The organism is Chryseobacterium caseinilyticum, assembly GCF_014837145.1.
Taxonomy (GTDB): Bacteria; Bacteroidota; Bacteroidia; order Flavobacteriales; family Weeksellaceae; genus Chryseobacterium; species Chryseobacterium caseinilyticum.
This window is the reverse complement of record NZ_JACYFS010000014.1, coordinates 1-19774: the sequence shown is the minus strand read 5'-3', so window position 1 is coordinate 19774 and position 19774 is coordinate 1. Positions and strand designations below refer to the sequence as shown.

Genomic DNA, 19774 nt, shown 5'->3' with positions numbered 1-19774 from the left:
TGTTATAAATTAAAAAGAGTTTTTCCAGTCATGACCGTCGCGTACTGGAGGATCAGGGTATAATTCTGCATTTCGGACGCTGTCCCCGCCTTTTTTAAAAGCTGTTTCTGGTTGTTCAGACGTATTCTTTTCTGAATCTGTAAAATCTGAAGTTCTGCATTGCTGCAGAATCACTAAGCAGAGCATCAAGCTCATTGCATACATTGTTTTTTTCATTGTTTTGGAATTTGAGTTAAAAATTCCGGCCGGTTGACTTGAGATTCTCGGGACAAATGTAGACGGCTCTGAATCCAAAAAAAAAATGATCGAGGGACTGTTTTGGAAATTACGTCGACGTAATTTCCAAAAAAAGACTACATAATAAGCACGGTAAAATAGCACTGGATAACGGTTTTCTGACATAAAAAACAGACGGCAGCAGATAATTGTCTGACCCCTTACCGGATGAGGCTGTTTTTTTTATATTTTTGATAAAACACACTGCCTGAGATGACAACGAAATATTTTTATTTATTGTTTTTACTTTTCTGTACTTCTGTCTGTACTTCACAGATAAAAGAAAATTCATTCGCAGAGATCCGCAGAAACTATGAAAAATTGTATACGGACGATGAAAGTGCCTTACCTTTTGTTAGGATTTACATTAAAAAAGCAAAAAACGAAAAAAATTATCGGCACTGGGTACAGGGTTACAGGGACGGGGTGCAATTCTCAAAAAATGTCCCGGATAAAATGAAGTTTGCAGATTCCACCATCACGGTAGCAATCCTTTCGAAGGAAAAAGATCTGATCGCCAACGCTTATCTGGGAAAGGGAATAGTATATTATTTTAATTTTAAAAAATTTCAGCCTGCTCTTATAGCATACCTTAAAGCTTTGGAATTTGCTGAGGAGACGAAAGATGAATACCTCAAAAATAAAATCGTCTACCACATAGGTGTAGTAAAAAGCTATCTGGGATTTTATGAGCCGGCTGCAGAACACTTTTTGAAATGTATCGCTTTTTTTGAAAAGGAGATGTCGGAAATCACTGAGCCCATTACGCATTTTAATAACAAAAAAGCATACCTCAACAGTCTGCATCAGCTTACCATTGTTTATAGAAACATGGAGCAGAGGAAACAGTCAGATAGTCTTATTAAAAAGGGTCTTTATGTAATCGGGACCAGCCAGGATTTTCGGTTGGAAAAAGCATATTTTTATAAATGCCGGGGAATTGCAGAATATCAAAAGGAAAATTACAATTCAGCGCTTTTTTATTTGGATAAGGCATTACCGGTTATGTTGCAGCGGGACGATTTTGCCTGGGCCTCGGTAATCTTTTTTTATAAAGGAAATATACTGTGGAACACAGATCAGAAAGAAAAGGCAATTCGAAACTTTGAAAATATCGATACTATATTTGTAAAAAGACATTTTATTTGGCCGGAACTGCGCCCGGTCTACGAAAAATTGATCATGCATGCTGAAGAAAAAGATAATATTCAGAAAGAAAGGTATTATACGCGGCAACTACTCAATGTCGACGCTTTTCTAAAAAAGGATTTTGCTTACCTTTCTTCAAAAATTTATAAGGGCTACGACCGAAAACAGGAACTGCAGGAAAAAAAACAGTGGCAGACCATAAAATTTACCGGTTTGGGATTTGTGACTTTTTTAGGGGTGATGGCTTCCGTGTTGGTTGTATTGCTGGTTTTGCACCGCAGAAAAAAGAAAGAAATACTTCAGAAGTACATGATCCTTCAGGAAAAATGGGAAAATCAACAGATCCCTTTACAGACCGAAAAGACCCCTTCACAACGCTCGTCTTTACCTGAAGATGTAGTAAGAGTATTAACTGCCAAGCTGTCTGCATTCGAATCAAATGAGGGATTCAGGAAGATAGGACTTACAGTAGAAATATTGGCGAAGCGTTTCGGAACAAATTCAAACTATCTTTCGGTATTTATTTATGACACAAAAGGATTATACTTCAAACCCTATCTGATGCACTTGAGAATAAACTACATCATCAGAAAGCTCAATGAAGATGAAAACTATCTTAAGCTGAAAATTACGGTTCTGGCAAAAGAGGCGGGATTTTTATACAGACAGAATTTTTCCGATGCTTTTCTTGAAATTACAGGGATGCGACCCATTGATTATGTAAAACAGAAAAAACTGGAAGCGGGTCTCAAAAAAGCAGATGAAGATCAGGATTAATTAGCATGCTCAGATATTTCACATTTACATGATGATTTTGTAAATTTCTGTAAAATTTTAAGGACATGGTACAGAATAATTTACTGATAGAGATTCACGATCTGTCACAGAAACTTGCGGAGGTTTTAGAGACATTGGAAAATAACAGGGAAAATTGGATAGCGTGTTGCGAATCGGCGTTAATGAAAATTGACGAAACAGTGAGAGTAGCAAAATCGTTAGTCTCCTCCTGTGAATTTGAATCTACGGCAGATGAGGTGTATTTCTTTAAGGTATTGAAACCTTCACTCATCTCAAAATTTATATACTACACAAGAATACTTAGCATTGAATCACTAAAACCTGCAATGGGAACAGAGGTTCTGCTGAAATATTATGAATCTGAGCAGAAAAAACTCAATACTTTTTACAAAGACAACGCAGAATTTTACAGCTATTACCGTAGGGGTGCCACTTATCTCGATCACAAATATTTTGTGCGAGATTCTTTCGATATGAAGATGAGATTATCAGCAGGGTTCTATAATCTCGATTCTTCATTCACTACATCACATGATCATCTGGTAGCACATATTCTCGCCAACTCAAAATTAGAGGTATATTTAATGGAGGAATTGTATACAGCCAAAAATGTCAAGCCTGAAATTAGGGAATACAGGTCAGCGTTATCGTGGTCATCATCGAAAGTTTCACTGATTGAGCTGATATACAGTCTGCATCTGATGAAATGTTTTAATGCAGGAAATATGGAGATAAGTGAAGTGATAAGAACTTTCGAAAAAATGCTGGGTGTCGATCTTTCCAATTTTCATAAGATTTTGGGCGAAATAAAACTCCGGAAAATAAACCGTACAAAATTCCTCCAGTCACTCCACGATAACCTTGAGCAACACTTCACCGACCTCGACGGAAAATAAACTTACTTCCACTCACTCTCCAACTTTCATCCCAACACCCCGCATCCGGCATCACTCACCCTCAAACACGCAGACACTCCTAGCTAATACCCCAAAGACCGTACTCAACCTCCTACATACTCCCTACATACTCCCACTGAATGCCCTAAAATAATTATGTTAACTAAACCAATTACAAAAATCTTTCGGTACTACCGAATGACTACCGAAAAATTACCGCGGCAAACTCCAACCTTTGTCTCATCAATCAACAGTTGCAACAGAAAGGATTGTGAATCAAAAAAAGTGTTTAACTAAAAATTTAAAACAATGGCACATCAAAAAGGAATTTTTAAGATTACAGGTACCATCGGGGATGTTACCTTTTACAAATCAAAAAACGGATATCTTGTTCGTGAGAAGGGAGGGATAGATGCTAAGAGAATCGCTACCGATCCTGCTTTTCAGAGAACCCGTGAAAACGGAATGGAATTTGGCAGGGCTGGAAAAGCTGGAAAAGTATTACGTGCGGCTTTACGTCCACTGCTTACAAATGTGAAGTCATCAGGAATGGCAAGCAGGATGACGCAGATCATGATAAAGGTGATTCAGGCAGATATGGTCAGCGAAAGAGGGTTACGAAATGTTATTGATGGGGAAGCAGAACTGCTGACAGGTTTTGAATTTAATCAGACAGGAGCTTTGTCAACAACATTCCATGCACCATATACAGCAGCTATCGATCGGGTGACTGGGGAAATGACTATTTCCGTAGACCCCTTCGTTCCGGTAGATATGATTACAGCACCTCAGGGTACTACACATTTTAAGATAACCTCGGGTGGGGCAGAGATTGACTTTGAGCAGGAAACATTTGAAAATGCTTTGGAGTCTACACTTGTTATTCCTTATTCAGCAACAGTTACATCTTTGATCAGCCATATCCTGTCGCTGCCTGCAAATTCCACAAAACCACTGTTCTTAGCGTTAGGAATAGAGTTTTATCAGGATATCAACGGAAGAAAGTATGCATTGAAGAATGGTTCTTACAATCCACTGGCAATCATCAAAGTAGACGGTGGAGTATAATGGAACTGCAGATTGTACGAACCTATTTTTCAGGAGGAATTAACGGTAGTTTATTTTATGATGGTCATTTAATTTGTCTGACTATTGAACTTCCCTTGAAAGAGAATCAGCGACGTGCATCTTGTATTCCTGAAGGAAAATACAGGTGGAAGAAGCGCTACAGCCGTAAGTTCGGTTGGCATTTGGAAATCATGGAGGTGAAAAACAGAAGTCTCATTCTGCTTCATCCTGCTAATAATGCGACTAAAGAACTTATGGGATGTATAGCTCAGGTAACACATATTTGTGGTGCCGGTCTGGGAACGCTTTCACACGATGCTTTCGAAAGAGTGAAAGATATGGTATACAAAGCGATAAATGACAGTGAAGACATCTGGTTGACAATAACTTCTTAAATATTGATAATGAATATTATAAAGAGAGTAAAGGCACCGACACCAAAGCTTTTCAGGATTTTGAGAAATATAGGCTTGTTGTCGGCTGGGATTGGAGGAGTGTTAATAGCTTCTCCGGTCAGATTATCTTTGACAGTTGATGAGGTCGCAAAGTACCTCGTCTTGGCTGGCGGAATCATATCTGCTATTAGTCAGATTACAGTTGACGATAAGGTTTTCGAAGAAAAACAGTACGACGTCGATAATAAAATTCAGGATCATGAATAATGTTGATCTTAGAATGGGAACCCTGGCGGGAACAGTATTGAGCGTTTCACTGACTATGAACATTGAAAACCTTTTGGAAACAATAGTTTTGGCAGCAATTGGAGCAAGCGTTAGTTTTGCGGTATCATTGTTTTGGAAGAATATATGCAAAAAAGAAAAAGAGTAAGTAAATAAAACTCCACATATTTTTTTTCCACAATTACTTATTAATTTTAGAGCCTCTCCAGATCGGGGAGGTTTTTATTATGTTTTTATCAAGTTGTCTGATTTTCTTTCAATATCAATAAGGTTATATTATATAAAGCAGGGCAAGTGCATTTTGCTCATGATTTTACCATAATAATGATGTCCTTTATCAAAAAAAACCGCCTCTGCAAAGGGGTGGAATTTTATTTTATTTAAATTTTGTTCAGTTTAAAATTGTTATTATTTCTTCAGAATTTTATGTCTTACTGAATTTGCTTTATTATCTGAAATCTCAACTACATAATAACCTTTTTCAAGACTTGAAACATTAATTTGATTATCCAGTACATCGCCTTTCATCACCAGTCTTCCTTCAGCAGAATAAAGACTGAATTTTTTGTATTTCAGATTAGATTTAATATAAAGAATATCATCAACAGGATTTGGATAAATGCCCGTTTGATCAAGCTCATTTTCTTTTGTACTTAAATTTCCATTAGTGACAGCCAATTGATAATCTTCAATTTCACCAAAAGAAACCCGACATGGAGTAGCTGCAGCATATCCGGATGTTGAAGCTGTGAAGGCTATTCTCAGACGGTATGATCCTGTTGGGATAGTTGATGGAATGAGAAAGTTTTGTGTAATCCCGTTGAAGCCTGTGTTTTCAATTACCTTTTCTGTAAGCTCATCGAAAATACTGTCTTGATTCCAGTCTACATATACTTTTACATAGGGTGAATAGGCACTTCCTGTATTGGAGTTTGCTTTTGCCTTAGCTTCCAGTGTTACGCTGGTGCCGGCTGCCACGTTGGCGATGTGCGAACTGAAGTAGTTGCCGATAGAACTTCCTGAACAATTGCTGTTGAGGTTTTGCATGAGTGTAACGTTGTTCTGTGTAAGCTTTACATTTTCTATATTCCAACTGGCATCTATCCCGTTGTGAGGAGAGCATGAAGTAACGTTGTTGTTTCCACAAAGTGCCGGGAACTGGATGAGGGCAGACTCCGCAGAATAATTGGTCTTTGTATTGGAAGCTTTTATTCTGAAATTATATTTCAGTCCTGCTGTTAATTTAGTAAAATTATTCGCAGTAACTGCGTTTTTCATAACACCTTTTACAGGAATGTAAACTGTGCTGCCTTCTGCTTTTGCCTCAACAAGATACCCTGTTTCTACAGTAGAATTATCTATCCAGTTTACAGCAAACTGATTGGTGTATTCTGATGGTGATGCAGTAATATTGGTAGGAACAGGCTGAGGTGTTTCCGGTGCGTTGAGCGTAAATGTGGAAGAATTGGTAACAATCGGAAGTCCTACATTCTGCATTCTGTTGTACTGGCCGGGAGTGAAAAAGTAAGGTGCGCAGAAATTATAGTCCATCATATTATTCATCAGCGGAGCAAAAAGATCGCTGTTTACATCAGTGGCAGTTCCTGTGTAAGCACAATTGCTCGTTGTTGCATTTGCAGCTCCACGCGGATCGGAAGGTGTATCGCAGATGAAATCTCCCTTAGTGTCACAATTGGCAGAAAGTCTCGGTAAAGGTTCACTGAAATTTCTGGTTACAAGCTCACGATTGCTTATTGTAGCATTGGTAGAATTGTTAAAGGTGTGTGATAACCCGAAATAATGCCCGAATTCATGTGGGGTTGTTTTATCATCATCCAACTGTCCGTTCACAACCCATGTAATGTTGTTGCTCTGATTGGATGGCGCTACATAAGACCAGCCGCCTACGCCCGAACCACCCCTTTTTACGCTGTTCCCAAGGAATAGATTCATCGAGTTGTTTGAGCTGTTTTGCTGACTGAACATCAGTGTCTCTGAATCTGGCTGATCTCCGCTGTGGTAGAGCGAATTCGGGTAATAAAGGAAGTCTGTCCCCTTAAAATAAAACTGAACATTGAAGTCGGCAAACTTTCTGTTGAGCTCCGATAAAGCGTTATTCAAATTATTAGCCGAGGCATAGCCTGTACCATTATCCATTCCTATTAAATGAGCTTGAACAGCAACATAGGTAATGGCTGGAGTGTTTTTGGAGTTGGCATTTTTGGCTAAAATTTTATTGGCCAGTTCTCGCTGTGTAAGAAATTTCTCGTAGCTCAAGGGTTCAGTTCCGCACTCAAAGTTTTGCGCATGGGAAATACCGAAAATGCCGGTAAGAGACACCATTGAAAGTAATGCTTTTTTCATGTTAAATGCAGCTTTTTAATTTTAAAGCATTAAAAGTATTATTAATCTTTGAATTTTAGATATATATTTATCAATTAGTATGATTATCTGATGGATTTGATAGTGGAAATGGATTATTATTGTGTATTGTACAGGCTTTCTAGTGACAAATATGTGATTTCTCTAAAGCAATTTTCTGTAAGTTCTACTTACTTCTCCAAACCCAAATAGAATTATGGTATCAAGATAAACAAAACGGGAAATGCAGAAACGAACTGTCAATAATAAAAAAAAGTCCCGCCAATGGCAGGACAAAAAATTAAGCGAACTAACTTTTTTTCTTTTTTTTCTTCATTACAAATGTAAAAGGTTTAAAGAAGATTCCATTCAGTATAAATACGTAATTTGACGGCAATGAATTTTTATTTAATCAAAGGTAAATCACGTTCTCACGCATCCTTTTTTTAAGATTTTATTTAAATGACAAAAGTATTGAATGTCAATATGAAAATCTGAGTTTAAAATGATATTAATTAAATTCTAAATGAAATTTTATAAATAAAAAAAAGGCTGCCGAAAAAAATTCGGCAGCCCTCGCTTTGGTGTGAAAAAAATAAACCTAAGGTTTCCAGAAAGACCATACTTTCCCGTTGTAAACAGCAATCTGCTTCGTCACGGTGTCATAGGCCATCATTCCTGGTTCAGGGTTAATAATGTTAAGATGCGGGCTGGCAACCTTCGGAAGAATCATTGCCTGATTGGCATTCTCCAAAACCAAAATTCCCGGAGGAGTAGATGAGGTTGAAGGGCCAATGCTTACTTTCGCATCTGGAGATTCTGTGACATTTGGAGCGTCCTGTAAAGCTGTAGAAACAACACCCGTAGTGTCAAAATTAGGATTAAGACCTACTGTTGTTATTTCGTTTTTTGAAAGATTGAAGTAAGAGTTGGTGCCGTTTTTCAACTTCACAATCTTATCAGTCACATCATAAAAGAACGTGCCTTCTACAGAATTTACTACAGCTGATGCTGAGTTGACATAGGGAAGTATAATTCCTCTGCCCAACTGCGGACCTGCATAATCACCAAACTCTAATGAAATAGAGGGGTTTGGAGTAGTAGATGCAGGCAGTGTGGTTACAGATGCTTTCCCGATAGCGATCTGTGCAAAAGCAAGCTGTGCTGCACAGATCATGATTATATTAAACGATTTTTTCATTTTCTTGAATTTAAATTAATGTTAAACTTAAATTATTAAAAGTCCGGACAAGCCTGTGTGTTGTAGCACTGCCATCCATTTGCTGCTCCTGTATACACTTTCAGACAATGTACACCGTTGTCATACATTATCATTCCTTCCACATAGTTAGCTGCAGGAATTGCAGATGTAGGTGGAGTAGTTGGCGTAGCAGAGTTACCATCTTCATCAACGAAAGTTGTTCTGTTGATAACGAAACCTTTAGTTTTAGCTTCAAGCACTGTCCATGCTCCTTGTCTTACTGTAGGCCATTCCGTGCTACCTGATCCCGCTCTGTTAAGTGCTGTGATCCCGTGTTTCACTGGTTGATTTCTGGTAGCTGTTGTAATTGGTTCTTTATAACAGTATCCCGGAAGATCCAGTGAAGTGAGGTACAACGATGCAGTAGAACAAGCTGGTGTAGGGGTTGCGTTATTACATGTTGTGTAAGGAATCACGTATGTGCCGACAAATGTTGGAAGAGGTAAAAATGTATAAGCTCCAGTGGAACTGATTGTTATAGTACCTACGCCAGGCACCAATACTCCTGCAGCTGTTGGTGCGGCAGCAGTTCCATTGATTGTAACACTCGTTACAGACAATGTTCCTGTAGCTGTTGAGGTATCGTTGGCAAGCATATTTCCACTTGTTGAAACACCTTTCACTGTTGCTTTGGCATCGTCATTTGCAAAAACCACTGGTGGAGCGGTTGCTGCTTTTACTTCAATGTTTACAACTGCTGTATCTGTTCCTCCGTTACCATCACTGATCGTGTAGGTAATAGCATTTACAGTTCCTGTAAAACCTGCGGCCGGAATAAATGTATAATTTCCTGCTGTGGCACCTGTGCCTGTCAGAGCAAATGTACCTGCGGTAACTGTTGCGCCTGATGAATTTACTCCTGTAACTGTTACAGCTGTTCCCGCATTTCCAATCGTTGTACTGCCTTGAGTTGCACCTGTTACTGTAATAGTGTTTCCAACATCAGGGTCGCTGTCATTTCCTAAAACATTTGAAGTTAAACTTACACCCGCTTTTGTTACTCCTGTATCATTAAGAGCTATCGGCGCATCATTTAATAACGGATTTGTAACTGGGATTACCTGAATTTCTAGTGATGCAGTATCATTTCCTCCAACCGCATTGGCTGCGGTATAATTCAAAGGAACTGTACCTGTAAATCCTGTAGCAGGAGTGTATGTGTAGTTTCCATTTGCATTGAGTAGAATTGATCCTGCCAGAATTCCTGTTGTACTGTAAACAGATGTAGATGTACCTGTTGTGAGAGTAACGAAAGTTCCTGCTGAATTTCTGTACTGAGCAGATAATAAACTCACTGCACCTTCACCACTTACATCGTTTGTTAACAAAGATCCGGAAACAACTGTATTTATCGGTGTCTGGTTGATGTCATTCTTAGCATCGATGAAACAAGGGCTTTGGTTAACAATGTCCGAAGTTCCAACGGCCTGACCCGTACCGGCAAGTTGTGGAATACCCTTAGTTGTAGGTGTATTTCCTACCGGTGCCGGTAAATTTTGGTTGGCAGCAGTAGAGCCTGTCCCCACAGATAATCCTCCTTGTGCAGCAATAAGCTGGGAAGCTGTAATTGTAGCTGAACCTTCTATTGCATCAAGACATCCGTCATTATCAGAATCTAAATCCAGAAAATCAGGAATTCCATCTGCATCCGTATCCCTGATAACGCATGTTCCAAATCCATTAATTCTGTACATTGTAGCATTTCCTAGTAGTGCATTATTTGTATTGAAATTAAAGGTAATAGATTGATTTCCCGTTACCCCGGTCAATGTTGCCACTGCACTGGAGAATCCATCATTTTCTGAGCTTCCTGTTGGGATACCTGAAAAACCTGTAAAAGTTCCTCCTGCATTGGTTACCACCGAATTAAATAATGGAGTCCATGTTGGAGTTAAAGTCATTCCATTTCCATTCGAATTTCCTCCAAAAGCCAATAGGATATCATTTGCTGTAAGTGGAGATGATTGAGTAGCATTTGTATCGTTGCTTACAGAAATTGACGCAGGGAATCCGCTGGTATTGGCAAATGCAGCATTGGAACCGCCAACTTCAATACTTCGCACTTGATCGTATACTAAAACCTGAGCTGAAAATTCGTCTCCCGCATTTGAATTTGGTCCAACTGTAAAGTTACTTAAGTCAATAGACTGCAGGCCAGATGGGATGCCACCTGTGTTGCTGTCGGATAAGGCATATACATATTGAGTTCTGCTTAAACGTGCCTGCGTACTTGGTTGACCTGATACTGCATCATAGGCAAAATTGTAATTTCTTTTCTCCATCGTTGATGTTCCGAAAGTTACAGTTGGCATCAGAGCAGTGTTATTTGGCGCTGTATGAGCTGTCGATTCCCAGTTATCTCCTAGATTTCCAGGAGTGTGATCACGTTCTACAGTTAATAGCAGAAGAACAGTCCGTCTGCCTGATCCCGTAGTTGGTGCTTCAAAGTTTATTGTTGGTCTTCCAGTAACTCCCGCTCCGGTTGCAGAAAAACTGGCAGATTTTAGAAGAGTTGGTGTTGAAGAGCAGAAACCTTCCAGAGAATCTGGAATACCATCATTATCGTCATCAAGATCTTCAGAGTCAGAAACGCCGTCTCTGTCAGTGTCAACAAGTGCTGCTACACTCGCTGTATTATTTGACGAATCGGGATCTAGAAGATCTGCCGAGGCAGCTGTTCCACTGTTTTCGTACATTCCTAAAGATTTTGCTCGTGCGGTAACGGATAAAGTTGCAGTCGCCTGATCATTTAATGCACCAATTGTCCACACCCCTGAAGATGGTATATATGTCCCAGGCGTTGCGCTGTGCGAAACATAAGTGTACCCTGATGGCAAAATGTCATCTACTATTATGTTTGTATTGTTTGAACAACCGTTATTAGTAGCATTTACAGTAAATACTACATTATCTCCTGCGCTTACCGTTGTAGGGTTTACAAATTTATTTATTTGTATGTCAGATTCACCTAGTGAAACAGCTAACATCCACGCGTCTGCCAGACCGCCGCTACTCAGTGTCCAGTCTTGTCCTGCTGTATTTCCATTCATGTAAACTTCTAAAACTATTGAAGTTATGTTTGTATTGGTAATTTCCACTGTACCACGACCTGAATTTGCTCCGGCAGGTGAAGTTAATCCAGTATAAGAATTGTTAATGGTTTTTAAATTTTGATCTATAATCAAATTTGTTCCTGATAATAGAGATAAATTGGTAGAGGGTAGAATGTTATTATTAGATGAATTAATTACTGATTTTACTGTAAATTCAGTGGTAAATGAGAATGTTATAGGATTCCCTCGTGATCCTCCTAGACCTTTAAGGTGTATACGTGGATTTTTTACAGGCCTGTTAAATGTTAATGTGATCTCTCCAATTTTATATCTTCCTGTAGTAGACTGCGATCCTAATGCATTTACAGAAGTATTAAATCTAAATCCATAGTTGGCTGTTACATCGATACCGTTACCGTTTGCTGCTCCAAAACTTGTATACTGATTATTGTCAGTAGTATAGGGTGCTGCTGTATTTACGTTTCCAAATGCGTTCATCACTTGGTATGCAGGAGCATTCACATCTGTGTTTACTCCACCTACTGCATCCCCCATAAATAAACTTCCTGCGGTACCATTGTACGCATTAGTACCAGGAAACTGTTGTTGAGTGACAGCTGCCGTAACAGTTAAAGGTGTGTTAGTATATGTAGCAAATGTATTTCCTACAGTATTATTAGTATTTTTTTGCAGAGTGGTTGTATATGAAGTAACAACACCATTCGCTGCTGTTGGTCCAGCCATTTCCAAGGATGGGTTGATCTGGGCGATGGCAAAATTTGTTAGCAAAACTGTCAAAGCGAAAATCTGTTTTTTGACATGCATCTTGCTATACCTTAGTATAAAATTAAAGTTCATTTTGTTTAGTTTTTATGTTAAAACCTTTTATTGTTGCGAAAATTGATGCTAAGATTTAGCTGGAGGAGGCCTTACAGATAAGACCTTAGTGAAGCCAAATTTTTTGCTTTGGCTGTTGTAATCGAGTATCTTTTTCTCATGAAGATAATTGAAAGTTCTGATCAGGATTGTATATTGCTTTTCTGAAATTCCCTTTTGGAAATCGTTTGTAGGTTTGGGGTTGACAAAATTCTGTTTCAGAGATCCTCCTAGATGGGCAAATTCTTCTGATGAATGGCTCTTAATAACATCCCGGGAGTGAGATTTTACCTTTGCCAGAGAGGCTTTAATTTTTTTGTCAACAGATTTTTTTATTTCATCACTCTTCTTTTTCTGAGCTGTTTTTAACTGTTCTGAAAAATTTTCTCTATTATTCTCATTTCTGATGATAATTTTCGATCCTACTTTTTTGATGCTCAGTAGATTTTTTTGATCATTACCAATCTTAATCTTTTGAGATTCTATCTGTGCATTAAATATTTCGTCTGAAGAGTGAAGTGTCGCGCTGCCTTCAAAAAAGATTTGAGTCTGCGCAGGTTTTGGTGTTTCTAAACCTACCTGTGCAGCTGTTAAACTGCTGAAAAGTGAAAAAATGACAAGAAGCATAGCCTGGATTGGGAAATGCTTTAGGATATAAACCAAGGGAAAGAGGAGGGAATTAACCAAGGTTATTTAGTTTTTAATTTTTCATTAGTGTGCAGCAAATATAATTATATTTTTTAATAATATTCATTAATAAATTTATTTTATTACATTTATTAGTAAATAATATTAATATTTTAAATCATTTGTAAATTTATGACAAATATTTGTTAAAAAGTGAAATTTCACTGTTTGATTTTATTACTACTGAGGTTTTTTGCCGAAAATCTTTTGAAAAAGCTGTTTTCCGTAACTGTAAATTATATAGTAAAAAAGCATAACTGAAAAATATTTTACATCAAACTCTATTTTGTGCCAGTCTCCACCGATAAATTGCCGGACTAATCCCCAAGCGTAAAATGGGTAATCTAAAATCGCCACATAGTTGTATCTGATTTCGTAGTAAGAAAATGAAAGCACAAAAAATAAATTGAAAATTCCGTAAGAAAAGAGAAAGTAGTGACTGTGGTTTTTCGATCTGAAAAAAGATATTGGATTTTTCAGAAAAGCATTCACTTTATCACCTGATTTTTCCAGCAGATTGGCAACTCCGGTAAGATCACTTAAAAGCCAGTAGCCATCTGATCTGATGAACGGAAGTATCTGAACAAAACACATAAAGACCAGCACTTTGCTGAAAGCAACAAAGAAATCATTACCGATATAGGCACCGATGAAGTAAAATGCCAGTACAAACCAAAGCTGCATATATATTCCTGCAAGATTTGCAATCACTTTTTGCTGCTTTGTTGCATGCCATACGGCGCTGATGTTGGAGTAAAAAACAGGATACAAAATGTAAATTCCGAATCCGATGCCTCCATTTTTACCTGTAAATTTTCTGCAGGCTGCCACATGACCAAACTCGTGGAAGATAATGGTGACGAAATAGAGAGCAAATGTATATATTATAGAAACTGAAAAATTGCCATAATTGCCTGTATTGATGTCAAAAAAAATGTTGTAAACAGAGAACAGCGCGAGGGAGATAAATGCAGCCCAGAATAAAGGCGGATAAAATAAAAATCCAATCATCTGGGATATTTTTCCTGCAGTTTTTTCGGGAATCAGAATTTTTTCAAATAAAAGAAAACTTTTCTTTTTGTTTTTTAAATCGAATCTCTTTAATAGCTCGTTGCTGTAAAAAGTAAAATCTTCTTCCGAATAAATCTCCTGAGTATATTCATTGTAGAGATTGGATGCCTGTGTGTAATTTTCAGCCTGTGAAAGTGCGAGCATTACTGTCTTTACTTCTTCGTCGATATCGAAAAAGTTATTGTCAATTTCCATCACATAATTACCATTTTTCTTTTTGGTGAAAACGGGCTGGGCATCAAGCAGATTCATCATCACTTAAGTTTTGAATGTTCTAGGGTTGCGTTACTGTGTAATTTTGTTGACCAGTTTTATGCTTTCTTTTACTTCCTCAATAATTTGGGTAAGCCAGATCTTAAGGTCAGGGAAATCTAATTTTTCAGAATTAATCAAGGCATTATTGTATTGATTCAAAGCGTACAGACTGTATTTTTCACATAATCCCGATGCGTAAAAAATGCGTTCTTCAAAACGATCCAGATTTTCATCATTTACTAAATGCTCGTCAGTAATGATTTTTCGTACATCGCTGTGGAGCAAATTCCACTGTCCGGAAGTTAGGTCTTTTGCAAAATCATCAATATCATCCATCATCTGCATTCCGTTGAAAATACAGGTGAAAATATTTTTAATGTCATCATAGCTGGCCTTTGCTTCGAAAAGCCAGTCCATTCCTCTGATGGGAACCAATGCAAGGTTGTGCTTGTTGTAAGACATTTCTTCAAAATCAGAAATTTCCAAAACCGGTTTTCTGATGTTGTTGTATTTTTCTTTGGTGATGTAGGAGTAATACAGTTTTTCTTCTACAGCAAGATAATCCCAAAACTGATGATCAGTAGGAAATACTTGTAGTAGAGAAAAGATCGCATTTTTGTAATGTTGGTTGGATTGGGCTAAAACGTTCTCGCTGTTTTCTACCTGAGAAACCCAATCGATATCATTGTCAATTACTGCATCCTGTAAAAAAACAAAATTCCTGTATTCTTTTACCCCATTTTGGAATGTAGAGAATACGCTTTTGTTATCTATTTTGTACCCTGTAGATATGATGTGTAGCAGATTTTGAAAAAGGTAAAAACCTATGCTGTTTTCATTTTTCATCTTATGGAGAAGGATTGGTTAGAAATAGAAAAAACGAGCCCTGAAGCTCGCTTTTCTTATTAGCTTATGAAAGTTTTACCAACCTCCACCACCTGTTCCACCGCCGTTTCCTGGATTAGTAGGAGGGGTAGTTGGAGGAGTAGGTCCACATGGTGGCTGTGGATTGCAATTTTTAACTGTGTAGAAAGTGAACTCCTTTCTTTCTTCTAGCTGCTCAATCTTAAGACCAGCTAATTTTTCTTTTAAATTTTTCATTGGTATAATGTTTTTAAGTATTAAAATACAATTAGTGTATTTTTTTAACTTGACGCAAAGATATAATCTTTTTTTATTAAAAATTAAAAATATTACACTTTTTTTAATTTTTAAATTAAAAATATTTCATTAGGGGTTTTCACTTATTTAAAATATTTTAACTATTATTTGTTTTAATGTAAATTTTATTTGTAAAAAATGTTTTTAGAAATAAAGCAAACAATTTAACACGAATTTGAATGTAAACAATTGGTTGTTTGTGTATTAATAATAATTAATGTATATTTGCAGACTCTTTTGGCGCAAAAATTTGTTTATACATTCTTAAAATACTGAAAATCAACTCTTTCATTTCTTTTGAAAGAGGTTTGTTGTTTTTGGTTTATAAGGATTTATTCATTTCCAGCCTCAGAAGTCATTAAAAGTATTTTGCATTACGCTGTGAAAAGATATACCAGCGTTGCAGTTAGAAAGATTTAGATTAAGTAAAAGATTTAGGTTCTTACTGTTAGCGCCAAAAAACATTTTTGCCTTTTTACTTTTGTCTTATTTCTTTGTTCTTTCTGATATTTTTTAAAACAAAATATTTTTTAACCCCCTTTCTTAAAAGTTTTATGAGTAAAACAACAGCTACAACTCAGGAAAAGAGAATTAATTTCTCAACAGCGAAAGGAAAAATCGTGACGCCAGACTTTTTGGATATCCAGATTGAGTCGTTTACAGAGTTTTTCCAGCTAGACACACTTCCTGAAGACAGAACAGACGAAGGTTTGTATAAGACTTTCCAGGAGAATTTTCCTATTACAGATTCCAGAAATCAATTCGTTTTAGAATTTATTGATTATCTGGTAGATTCACCACGTTACTCAATCGATGAGTGTGTGGAAAGAGGGCTGACGTATTCAGTACCTTTGAAAGCAAGACTTAAATTATACTGTACAGACCCGGAACATGAAGATTTCCAGACTGTTGTGCAGGATGTTTATTTAGGTCCGGTTCCTTATATGACTCCGAGTGGATCTTTCATCATCAATGGTGCTGAAAGGGTTATCGTTACGCAGCTTCACCGTTCACCTGGTGTATTCTTCGGACAGACTTACCACGCTAACGGAACAAAACTATACTATTCAAGAATTATCCCTTTCAAAGGATCTTGGATGGAATTTACAACCGATATCAACAGCGTAATGTACGCGTATATCGACCGTAAGAAAAAATTACCTTTAACTACATTGTTAAGAGCTATCGGTTATGAATCTGATAAAGACATTCTTCAGATTTTCGACCTTGCAGAAGAAGTGAAAGTTTCTAAAGCTGCCCTTAAGAAAGTGGAAGGTAGAACTTTGGCTGCGAGAGTATTGAACACTTGGTTTGAAGATTTCGTAGACGAAGACACTGGTGAAGTTGTTTCTATCGAAAGAAACGAAATCATCTTGGATAGAGAAACTATTCTTGAAAAAGAACATTTAGATCTTATTTTGGATGCAGGTGTGAAATCTATTTTGATCCACAAAGAAAATGCAAACGAATTCTCTATCATTCAGAATACATTACAGAAAGACCCTACCAACTCTGAAAAAGAAGCGGTAGAATATATTTACCGTCAGCTTAGAAATGCAGATCCGCCAGATGAGGAAACTGCAAGAGGAATTATCGAAAAATTATTCTTCTCTGAGCAGAGATATTCATTGGGTGAAGTAGGACGTTACAGATTAAACAAAAAGTTGGGTCTTAATATCCCAACTACAACTGAGGTTCTTACAAAAGAAGATATCATTGCGATTGTAAGACACCTGATCGAATTGGTAAACTCTAAAGCTGAGGTTGATGATATTGACCACTTATCAAACAGAAGAATTAAAACTGTTGGTGAGCAATTAGCTGGACAGTTCGGTGTAGGTCTTTCGAGAATTGCAAGAACGATCAAGGAGAGAATGAACGTTAGAGATAACGAAATTTTTACTCCGCTTGATCTTGTTAATGCTAAAACTTTAACATCAGTAATTAACTCATTCTTTGGTACCAACCAGCTTTCTCAGTTCATGGACCAAACCAACCCACTATCAGAAATCACGCACAAGCGTAGACTTTCTGCCCTGGGACCTGGTGGTTTATCAAGAGAAAGAGCAGGTTTCGAGGTACGTGACGTTCACCATACTCACTATGGTAGAATTTGTCCTATCGAAACTCCTGAAGGACCAAACATTGGTTTGATTTCTTCACTAGGTATCTATGCTAAAATCAACAGACTTGGTTTCATCGAAACTCCGTACAGAAAAGTAGAAGCTGGTAAAGTAGCATTAAACGATGCACCGGTTTACTTAAATGCTGAAGACGAAGAAGACAAAGTAATTGCACAGGCAAACGTAGAATTGGATGACAGCGGAGCGTTCCTTACAGACAGAATTATTGCCCGTCTTGACGGTGATTATCCTGTAGTAGAGCCTTCTGAAGTTAACTTAATCGACGTTGCGCCAAACCAGATTTCCGGTATTTCAGCTTCATTGATTCCGTTCCTGGAACATGATGATGCGAACCGTGCATTGATGGGATCCAACATGATGCGTCAGGCAGTTCCGTTGTTGAAGCCACAGGCTCCAATCGTTGGTACAGGGCTTGAGCAGCAGGTTGCAAGAGATTCAAGAATTTTGATTAATGCTGAAGGTACCGGTACTGTAGAGTATGTGGATGCTGACAGAATCGTAATCAAATATGACAGAAGTGAAGACGAAGATTTAGTACAGTTTGAGTCTGCTACTAAAACATATAAACTGACTAAATTCAGAAAAACCAACCAGAGTACTACCATTACATTAAGACCAAACGTAAGAGTTGGTGATGTTGTACAGAAAGGTCAGGTTCTTTGCGACGGTTACGCAACCGAAGACGGAGAATTGGCTTTGGGTAGAAACTTGGTGGTAGCCTTCATGCCTTGGAAAGGATACAACTTTGAGGATGCAATTGTAATCAATGAAAAAGTTGTGCGTGAAGACTGGTTTACTTCAATCCACGTGGATGAGTATTCTCTTGAAGTTCGTGATACCAAATTGGGTATGGAAGAACTGACAGCAGATATTCCAAACGTATCTGAAGAAGCTACAAAAGATCTTGATGAGAACGGAATGATCAGAATCGGTGCTGAAGTGAAGCCTGGTGATATCATGATCGGTAAGATTACTCCAAAAGGAGAATCAGATCCTACTCCGGAAGAAAAACTTCTTAGAGCTATCTTTGGTGACAAAGCCGGTGATGTGAAAGATGCTTCATTAAAAGCAGATTCATCATTAAGAGGTGTTGTAATCAACAAAAAACTGTTCTCAAGAAACATCAAAGACAAAAAGAAGAGAACTGAAGAAAAACTGAAGCTTGAAGAGATTGAAAACACTTACAAAGCAAGGTTTGACGAGTTGAGAAATACTTTAATTGAAAAATTAAATACACTTGTCGGAGGTAAAACTTCTCAGGGAGTAACCAACGACTTAGATGAAGAAATCATCGGTAAAGGAACTAAATTTACCCTGAAACTTCTTCAGTCAGTAGAAGATTATGTAAACGTCAGCGGTTCAGACTGGACGGTTGATAACGATAAGAATGAACTGATCAAACAGTTGATTCACAACTACAAAATCAAATTCAACGATATTCAGGGGGTTAAAAACCGTGAGAAATTCGCAATTTCTATCGGTGATGAACTACCAGCAGGTATCATGAAACTGGCTAAAGTTTATATCGCTAAAAAACGTAAACTGAACGTTGGAGATAAAATGGCAGGTCGTCACGGTAACAAAGGTATCGTTTCAAGAATCGTCCGTCAGGAAGATATGCCATTCTTGGAAGACGGAACACCGGTTGATATCGTATTGAATCCACTTGGGGTACCTTCACGTATGAACATCGGACAGATCTACGAAACAGTTCTTGGATGGGCTGGTCAGAAACTGGGAATGAAGTTCGCTACACCAATTTTCGACGGTGCTACTCTTGATCAGATCACTGAGTACACTGAGAAAGCAGGAGTTCCTAAATTCGGTCACACTTACCTTTATGATGGTGGTACAGGAGAAAGATTTACTCAGGCTGCGACAGTTGGTATCATCTACATGCTGAAATTAGGACACATGGTAGATGACAAAATGCACGCACGTTCTATCGGACCTTATTCACTGATTACTCAGCAGCCTTTAGGAGGTAAAGCTCAGTTTGGTGGACAGCGTTTCGGAGAGATGGAGGTTTGGGCTCTTG

15 protein-coding genes are annotated in these 19774 nt (G+C 37.8%); 7 read left to right on the top strand and 8 right to left on the bottom strand.

Going from position 1 to position 19774, the window contains the following annotated elements:
* Positions 1-9 precede the first annotated feature (9 nt).
* Complete coding sequence (locus IC610_RS19770; RefSeq protein WP_191738589.1) at positions 10-216, bottom strand: hypothetical protein; 207 nt, start codon at positions 214-216, stop codon at positions 10-12.
* Positions 217-489: 273 nt separating this feature from the next.
* Between IC610_RS19770 and IC610_RS19765 the strand changes: the two genes are divergently transcribed.
* The 6 genes from IC610_RS19765 (at position 490) to IC610_RS19740 (ending at position 5015) form a co-directional block, all read left to right on the top strand.
* Complete coding sequence (locus IC610_RS19765) at positions 490-2202, top strand: helix-turn-helix domain-containing protein (RefSeq protein ID WP_191738587.1); 1713 nt, start codon at positions 490-492, stop codon at positions 2200-2202.
* Between the two features lie 65 nt (positions 2203-2267).
* Entirely contained in the window at positions 2268-3119 is an 852-nt protein-coding gene (locus IC610_RS19760; protein WP_191738585.1) for an RteC domain-containing protein, read from the top strand.
* Between the two features lie 309 nt (positions 3120-3428).
* The gene (locus IC610_RS19755; RefSeq protein ID WP_191738583.1) at positions 3429-4187 is read left to right on the top strand and encodes a hypothetical protein; all 759 of its coding nucleotides are present in this window, start codon (positions 3429-3431) and stop codon (positions 4185-4187) included.
* On the top strand, positions 4187-4582 hold the full coding sequence (locus IC610_RS19750; RefSeq protein WP_191738582.1) for a DUF5675 family protein: 396 nt from the start codon (positions 4187-4189) through the stop codon (positions 4580-4582). The genes IC610_RS19755 and IC610_RS19750 overlap by 1 nt, the downstream gene beginning before the upstream one ends.
* Positions 4583-4591: 9 nt before the next feature.
* Positions 4592-4849 (top strand): hypothetical protein, encoded by a 258-nt coding sequence (locus tag IC610_RS19745; RefSeq protein ID WP_191738579.1) that lies wholly within the window; start codon positions 4592-4594, stop codon positions 4847-4849.
* The gene (locus IC610_RS19740) at positions 4842-5015 is read left to right on the top strand and encodes a hypothetical protein (protein WP_191738601.1); all 174 of its coding nucleotides are present in this window, start codon (positions 4842-4844) and stop codon (positions 5013-5015) included. Before IC610_RS19745 ends, IC610_RS19740 begins: the two co-directional genes overlap by 8 nt.
* A gap of 260 nt (positions 5016-5275) precedes the next feature.
* On the opposite strand, the gene IC610_RS19735 is transcribed toward IC610_RS19740, so the two are convergent.
* The 7 genes from IC610_RS19735 to IC610_RS19705 form a co-directional block, all read right to left on the bottom strand.
* Positions 5276-7231 (bottom strand): GEVED domain-containing protein, encoded by a 1956-nt coding sequence (locus IC610_RS19735; RefSeq protein WP_191738577.1) that lies wholly within the window; start codon positions 7229-7231, stop codon positions 5276-5278.
* A gap of 598 nt (positions 7232-7829) precedes the next feature.
* Complete coding sequence (locus IC610_RS19730) at positions 7830-8429, bottom strand: hypothetical protein (protein WP_191738575.1); 600 nt, start codon at positions 8427-8429, stop codon at positions 7830-7832.
* A gap of 35 nt (positions 8430-8464) precedes the next feature.
* Positions 8465-12340 carry an Ig-like domain-containing protein gene (locus IC610_RS19725; RefSeq protein ID WP_191738573.1) on the bottom strand — a complete coding sequence of 1292 codons (3876 nt, stop codon included), beginning with the start codon at positions 12338-12340 and terminating at the stop codon, positions 8465-8467.
* A gap of 108 nt (positions 12341-12448) precedes the next feature.
* On the bottom strand, positions 12449-13045 hold the full coding sequence (locus IC610_RS19720; RefSeq protein ID WP_191738571.1) for a hypothetical protein: 597 nt from the start codon (positions 13043-13045) through the stop codon (positions 12449-12451).
* Between the two features lie 240 nt (positions 13046-13285).
* Positions 13286-14431, bottom strand: coding sequence for a hypothetical protein (locus tag IC610_RS19715; RefSeq protein WP_191738569.1), 1146 nt, complete (start codon positions 14429-14431; stop codon positions 13286-13288).
* 30 nt (positions 14432-14461) lie between these two features.
* Positions 14462-15277 (bottom strand): hypothetical protein, encoded by an 816-nt coding sequence (locus IC610_RS19710; RefSeq protein WP_191738567.1) that lies wholly within the window; start codon positions 15275-15277, stop codon positions 14462-14464.
* A 75-nt stretch (positions 15278-15352) separates the two neighbouring features.
* Entirely contained in the window at positions 15353-15532 is a 180-nt protein-coding gene (locus IC610_RS19705; protein ID WP_191738564.1) for a hypothetical protein, read from the bottom strand.
* A 614-nt stretch (positions 15533-16146) separates the two neighbouring features.
* Between IC610_RS19705 and rpoB the strand changes: the two genes are divergently transcribed.
* Positions 16147-19774, top strand: a 3628-nt coding sequence (gene rpoB, locus IC610_RS19700) for a DNA-directed RNA polymerase subunit beta (RefSeq protein ID WP_191738563.1), incomplete at its 3' end; no start/stop codon positions are given.